8 protein-coding genes are annotated in these 5,759 nt (G+C 67.0%); 5 read left to right on the forward strand and 3 right to left on the reverse strand.

The window, feature by feature from the left end; all coding sequences use genetic code 11:
- Positions 1 to 103 precede the first annotated feature (103 nt).
- Both CVO76_RS14800 and CVO76_RS14805 read left to right on the forward strand, forming a co-directional pair.
- The gene (locus tag CVO76_RS14800; RefSeq protein WP_208739938.1) at positions 104 to 490 is read left to right on the forward strand and encodes a hypothetical protein; all 387 of its coding nucleotides are present in this window, start codon (positions 104 to 106) and stop codon (positions 488 to 490) included.
- A 19-nt stretch (positions 491 to 509) separates the two neighbouring features.
- The gene (locus CVO76_RS14805; RefSeq protein WP_244186011.1) at positions 510 to 1,106 is read left to right on the forward strand and encodes a cysteine hydrolase family protein; all 597 of its coding nucleotides are present in this window, start codon (positions 510 to 512) and stop codon (positions 1,104 to 1,106) included.
- Positions 1,107 to 1,228: 122 nt separating this feature from the next.
- Here the strand turns inward: CVO76_RS14805 and CVO76_RS14810 are convergent, their stop codons facing one another.
- Genes CVO76_RS14810 through CVO76_RS14820 form a run of 3 tightly spaced genes read right to left on the reverse strand, consistent with a single transcriptional unit; the run spans position 1,229 to position 3,218 of the window.
- On the reverse strand, positions 1,229 to 1,924 hold the full coding sequence (locus CVO76_RS14810) for a DUF3618 domain-containing protein (RefSeq protein ID WP_208739940.1): 696 nt from the start codon (positions 1,922 to 1,924) through the stop codon (positions 1,229 to 1,231).
- Positions 1,921 to 2,373, reverse strand: coding sequence for a phage holin family protein (locus CVO76_RS14815; protein ID WP_133079952.1), 453 nt, complete (start codon positions 2,371 to 2,373; stop codon positions 1,921 to 1,923). The genes CVO76_RS14810 and CVO76_RS14815 overlap by 4 nt, the downstream gene beginning before the upstream one ends.
- The gene (locus CVO76_RS14820) at positions 2,373 to 3,218 is read right to left on the reverse strand and encodes a hypothetical protein (protein ID WP_208739941.1); all 846 of its coding nucleotides are present in this window, start codon (positions 3,216 to 3,218) and stop codon (positions 2,373 to 2,375) included. Before CVO76_RS14820 ends, CVO76_RS14815 begins: the two co-directional genes overlap by 1 nt.
- A 285-nt stretch (positions 3,219 to 3,503) precedes the next feature.
- On the opposite strand from CVO76_RS14820, the gene CVO76_RS14825 reads away from it, so the two are divergent.
- The 3 genes from CVO76_RS14825 to CVO76_RS14835 all read left to right on the forward strand — a co-directional run.
- Positions 3,504 to 4,385: a manganese catalase family protein gene (locus CVO76_RS14825; protein WP_133079950.1), complete on the forward strand. Its 882-nt coding sequence runs from the start codon at positions 3,504 to 3,506 to the stop codon at positions 4,383 to 4,385.
- Positions 4,386 to 4,418: 33 nt separating this feature from the next.
- Entirely contained in the window at positions 4,419 to 4,877 is a 459-nt protein-coding gene (locus CVO76_RS14830) for a DUF4383 domain-containing protein (RefSeq protein WP_133079949.1), read from the forward strand.
- A 201-nt stretch (positions 4,878 to 5,078) separates the two neighbouring features.
- Positions 5,079 to 5,759: iron-containing redox enzyme family protein (locus CVO76_RS14835; protein ID WP_208739942.1), on the forward strand; the 681-nt coding region annotated here is incomplete at its 3' end.

Consider the following 5,759-nt stretch of genomic DNA (forward strand, 5'->3'; position numbering starts at 1 on the left):
CGCGCCCGCCTGTCGGCGGTGCTGCGGGCCGGCTCTTCCTGGCGTGCACGGGATCCGGCACGGTGTGCAGCCGGTCGTTCGCCGAGCCCCCGGGAAGGGCGCCATGTCAGCTGTACGACCCCCTCACATCAACGACGTCCTGATCGCAGCCGCCGATCTGGAAGATGCAGAATTCGAGCGTGACCGGCTCGCCATGGCCTGCGGAGAAGCAATCCGCCAGGCTCTCGCCGACGGATTCACCGCCGCGCAGATCGCGTACGCCGCCAACATGGCGGAAGTCGAGGTGCATCGCCTGGCGGAGGCGCCGTCCGCCGGTCCCGACGTCCTGACCGATGCCCTGGCGCTCCGCGGGATCGCCGGCCGACAGGAAGCAGGACTCGTCGTCCTGGAATCGCCGGCGGGGGACCCGCGGCCTCGCGAGGACCGGGTCCTCCGCCATCTCGGGGAAGCACTGCCGGAAGCGCACCGGGAACCCGATGCCGCCCACTGATCCCGCGGCCGGATCGGATGTGCCCGGATCGGATGTGCCCGGGGCCGGAGATCGGACGCCCGGTGGTCGGGCCGCACTCCTCATCATCGACATGCAGAACGCCTTCTTCGAGGACGAGGTCCTCGCGAAGGCCCAGGGCCCACTCGTGGCCGCCTGCAACGGTCTAATCGACGCTGCGCAGCGGGGCGGGAGCCCAGTTCTCGTGGCGCGCACCGAGCACCTCGCGGATCGGTCCACGTGGACCACCTCGATGCTCGACGACGATCAGGGCTTCATCTTCCGCGGCACGCACCAGGCCGCCGTCGTCGACGGTCTGAGGGTCTCGGGCCTCGAGACCGTCACCAAGACCCGTGACAGTGCCTTCTTCGGCACGGACCTCGCGGAGCGCCTCCGTGGCCATGCGGTGGAGCGCCTCGTCCTCGCGGGGGTATCGACACACAACTGCGTGGCACACACGGGGGCCGATGCGTTCGCGCACGATTTCCGGGTCAGCTATGCACTCGACGCCATCGGCAGTACCAATGCCGACTATGCCGCAGCAATGCTCGAGATCCTCTCGGTGGAGTATCGGCAGCCCATCGTCGGCCTGGTGGAGGCGGGAGCGCTCCTCGGGTAGGTCCGCCGGGCACTGGGTGATCGGTAGCGCGGTGCGGACGGCCACCCGGACGCGGGGGAGTCCGCCACGAGGAAAGGCCACCGGACGGGATCCGGTGGCCTTTCCTCATCCTGCGTCGCGTATCAGCTCTGCTGGACGTTCGACTTCGCGTCCTGGGCGCTGCCCTTGACGTCGCTGGCGGCGTGCTGGCCTTCGTCCTTCACCGTCTGCACCGAATCGGCGGCCGAGTCCTTGACGGACTGCACGGCCTCCTGTGCGGGCTCCCGGACCTCCTCGACGACCTGCTTGGCCGCCTCGGTCACCTTCTCCTTGAGGGGAGCGGCCTGCTCCTTCAGCTGCGAGGCGGCCTCCTGCTCCTTCTCGCTGGACGGGATGAGCGATGCCACGAGGAGCCCGGCACCGAAGGCGATCAGGCCGGCTGCGAGAGGGTTCCCCGCGGCCTTGTCGGACAGCTGGCGAGGGGCGTCCTGCACGGCGTGTCCGGCGTGGAGGGCCTTGTCCTTCGCGGCTCCGGTGGCGGACTGTGCGGCACCCCGTCCGCTACCGGCGGTGTTCGCGAAACTGTCCTTGACGCCGGAGGCCTTGCCGGTGACGGAGTCCTTCACATCCCCGGCGGTGCCCATGACGGAATCCTTGACGTCTTCGGCCTTACCCATGACGGTCTCCTTCACGTTGCTGAAGCTGTTCTTGACCTTCTCGGTCTGCCGGTGCGCGATGTTCGCAGGGTTCACCTTGTCGGCCACCGCGTCGACGTCGGTGCCCAGTTCCTGGCGGGTGCGTTCGATATCTGCACGGATCTCATCTGGCGTCTGGCTCATCGGGTGTGCTCACCTGGTTTCAGTGTCGGAGGGATCTCTTTGACGGTCTCCGCTGTCTGAGGGAGACCCTTGATCTGCTTCATTTCCTTCTTGCCCTGCAGGGCAAGGACCGCTGCGATGATGCCCCAGATCACTGCGACGATGACGGCGGCCCAGCCGATCGGCATCAGCGCATCGAGTCCCCACATGAGTGCGAGGGAGAGGAACAGGAGGACGAAGTGGCCGCCGATGGCCGCACCGGCGAACATGCCGGCGCCCTTCCCGGCGTTCTTCGCCGATTCGGTCGCCTCGGCCTTCGCCAGGGCCACCTCCTGCCGCATGAGCTTGGAGAGGTCCTTCGTCACCTCCCCGAGCAGTTCGCCCACCGAGGCGTTGGCGGAGCGCTGCTCGGCCTCCGATGGTGGTGGAGCGGCGGCCTGGTGGGCGCCCCCTGTGTATGCCTCACTCATCAGCGCAGGCTCCCGTCATTCGGGAGGGTGCCCACGGGAGGGGTGCCCGGGGGAATGGTGGGGTAGTCGTCCGTCGGGTCGACGAAGGCGGGGTTGGAGCCGGCGACATGCTGGCCCCGCGTGGTCTCACCGAATCCACCGGTGGCGGGAGTTCCGCTGTACAGGTCGGAATCGACCTCGGTGTAGCCGGGGTAGGAGCCCGTGGTGGAGGTGCCGGTCGAGCTGGAGCTCCGGCCCGTGCCGGAGGTGCTGCCCGACTCGCGGTTGCCCGTGAGGCCCTTCGTGAGACGGCCCACGATCAGGCCGGATCCTGCTGCGATGGCGAGGAAGGTGCCCGGCTTGCGCCGTGCGAAGGCCTTGACGTCCTCGAGGATGTCGGAGGCGTCGCGACCCTCGAGCCAGCTTGCCGCCGAATCCGTGCGCTGCGATGCCTGCTGGACGATGTTGGCCACCATGTGGTTGTCCGACTTCTCAGCCATGGACTTCAGCTCGTCGGAGATGCCGCGGATGCCCTCGGTGATCTTCTGCTGCTGCGAACCGGCCTGGTTCTTCACCTCGGAGGTCACGGTTCCGAGCAGGTTCTTGGCCTGCGATCCGGCCTCGGCAGCAACGCTCTTCGCCTCGGAGGCTGCGGTGCCGGCTACGTTCTTGGCTGCTTCCTTGCCGTCCTGGCCCACCTGCTTGGCCTGGTCCTTGGCGACGGAACTCTTCGAATCACCGGATCCCGAGTTGCCACCGGTGAATTCCGTGGTGCCGAGCTCGGTGGTCTCCAGGTTCGAGGTGGACGACTCGTTGCCGGTCGTGGAGGGAACCAGGGGGTCCTGCGGCCAATTCTGCGTAGTCATGGTTCTTCCTAACGTTGATATTGCCGTTAAAGCGGACGTTCCATCGTGTTCTCGATGCGACGGTCCGGCATGTCGTGCTGGACTTATCACTGAAGCTAAGCATGCTTACATTCGACGGCGCAAGTCCTTTCTCCACATCGCGCAACCTCTAAATAAGTACGCTTAGTATCTTCCGGAAATCCTAGGCGCACGGTTAGCGTCGGATCAAGAGGCCCTGCCTGCGGCCGCTTCCAGAAGGAGCGGACCCAACCCGGGCGGGGCCCGATGTGGGGAGGGTAAGCACCAGTGTTTTTCCACAAGCAAGAGCTCCAGTACAAGGCCAGCCCGGACAAGCCGGATGCCGTCTACGCGCGGAAGCTGCAGGAGGTCCTGGGCGGCCAGTACGGTGAGATCACCGTCGCCCTGCAGTACAGCTTCCAGGCATGGAACGCGCACATCCCCGGCAAGTACCGTGACCTGCTGTTCGGCATCGGCGCGGAGGAGATGGGACACGTGGAGATGCTCGCGACGATGATCGCGCAGCTCCTCGAGAAGGCCCCCCTCGGGATCACCGAGGACGCGGTCCAGTCCGATCCGGCCATCGCTGCCGTGCTCGGCGGGACGGACATGCAGCATGCGATCGTCGCCGGCGCCGGCGCCCGGCCGGTGGACAGCATGGGCAACCCCTGGCAGGGCAGCTATGTCACGGCCAGCGGCAATCTGCTGGCGGATTTCACGGCGAACGCGAACGCGGAGATGCAGGGCCGACTGCAGGTGGCCCGGCTGTACCACATGACGGACGACCACGGGATCCGGGACATGCTCTCCTTCCTCCTGGCCCGCGACACCATGCACCAGAACCAGTGGATCGCGGCAGCCCGCGAACTCCAGGAATCGAAGCTGGAGGAACTCCCGGTGCCGAGCAACTTCCCGCTCAAGAAGGAAGCCAGGGAGGTCTCCTACCAGTACCTCAACTTCTCGGACGGCAAGACCGCCTCCGAGGGCAGCTGGGCGGCCGGGCCGACGCCCGACGGCAAGGGGGAGTTCACCTACCACGAAGGCCCCACCACCCGTGCCCCCATGCCGCCCGCAACCCATCCGGACTCACGCTTCTACGGCACCACGGAGATCCCGAACACCGTCGAGAAGATGGCCGGCACCGTGCAGGACAAGCTCAACCGCGAGTAACGCATCGCAGCACCCGAAGGAAAGGAGATCGTCATGACGAATACGAACAACCGCACGGTGGAGAGCGGACGTACCACCCTGCAGCGCGCTGCCCAGGCCGTGGGCGTCGTCTTCCTGCTCGTCGGGATCCTGGGGTTCATCCCGGGGATCACCTCGAACTACAGCACGATGATGTTCGCCGGCCACCAGTCCGAGGCGATGCTGCTCGGCATCTTCCAGGTGTCGATCCTGCACAACATCGTCCACCTGCTCTTCGGCGTCGCCGGACTCGCCATGTCGAGGACGGTGTCGGGAGCACGCTCGTACCTCCTCGGCGGCGGGATCATCTACGCCATCCTGTGGATCTACGGACTCGTGATCGGTCAGGAGTCGGCCGCCAACTTCGTGCCGGTCAACACGGCGGACAACTGGCTGCACTTCCTGCTGGCGGTCGGGATGATCGGCCTCGCCCTCGCCCTGAACCGCGGGAACCGTACGACGCGACGCGCCTGAGGCCGCAGCTCCCGCGCCAGGGCGCCAGGGCCCCGGGAGCAGGGATCACGTCGGCCCGGCGGGCATCCGTGCCCGCCGGGCCGGCGTCGTCCGGTGCAGGGACCTCCGGCCTCTGCACTCCCACGCGGGCAGAAGCGAAGTACGCTTAGCATCACTGCTCCGGATCGACGGTGCAGGTACGACGAACAGAAGAGGTCCTCGATGCAGCAGCCCTCCCCGCGCGGAGAGATCAGTGCCCTCGTCCTGGCCATCATCGCCGGCACCGCCGCGTCCGGGCAGGACTCCCTGGAGCGGCTCGATGCGCTCGTCGGCGCAGCGGTCCACGAGACGGCCGACATCCTGTACGACGACGACCTCCAACTTGCCCTCTTCTGCATGTACGAGCTGCACTACAGCGGTGTCGACGGCGCGGGGGACGACTGGGAGTGGAATCCGGACCTGCTGCGGGTACGGCACCGGATCGAGGCTGCCTTCGAGCGCAGGGTGCGCGACGAGGTCGTCCTGCCCGAGCTGCCCGCAGCGACCAGCGAAGCCGTCTGCGCGGAACTCTTCCGCATGACCGGGGAGGACTCCGGCCCCAGTATGTCCCGCTTCGTGGCCAGGTCCGCGACGAACGACCAGTTGCGGGAGTTCCTCGTGCACAAGTCCGTCTACCAGCTCAAGGAAGCCGACCCGCACACATTCGCGATCCCGCGGTTGGCCGGCCGGGCGAAAGCAGCCCTGGTGGAGATCCAGGCGGACGAGTACGGGAACGGTCTGCCGGCCCGCATGCACTCGGCACTGTTCGCCCGCACCATGCGCGATCTCGGGATGGATGACACCTACGGCGCCTACCTCGATGCGGCTCCGGCGATCACGCTGGCCACCAACAACCTGATGTCG

It is taken from the genome of Arthrobacter agilis (assembly GCF_002953615.1).
GTDB classification, from domain to species: domain Bacteria; phylum Actinomycetota; class Actinomycetes; order Actinomycetales; family Micrococcaceae; genus Arthrobacter_D; species Arthrobacter_D agilis_B.